Genomic DNA, 228 nt, shown 5'->3' with positions numbered 1-228 from the left:
CTTTCAGTGGAAAACCGTTCAATACGGCGACGGCGGCGTCGTTTAACGCTTGAGCCGCCTTTTCTAGTTGAAGAGAGAATTGATGCTGCTCTAATCTGACGAGAAATGAGTCATGATTCGTCAGTAACACTGGGATATTGCAATCATCAAGGTTGGTGCAAGCTCGGCGCATGATATCTGCGCCTGTCGCTTGAATTCGCCAGTTTCTCAGCGATAGTGGGCTATCCA

1 protein-coding gene is annotated in these 228 nt (G+C 48.7%); it reads right to left on the bottom strand.

Going from position 1 to position 228, the window contains the following annotated elements:
• A partial coding sequence (locus R0J87_RS25610; protein ID WP_498889824.1) for a hypothetical protein occupies positions 1-228 on the bottom strand: 228 nt, incomplete at both ends.

Origin of the sequence: Halomonas sp. SIMBA_159, assembly GCF_046536035.1 — a bacterium.
Lineage (GTDB): Bacteria > Pseudomonadota > Gammaproteobacteria > Pseudomonadales > Halomonadaceae > Vreelandella > Vreelandella venusta_A.
The sequence above is the reverse complement of the archived record's forward strand: the minus strand, read 5'-3'. Positions and strand labels throughout refer to the sequence as shown.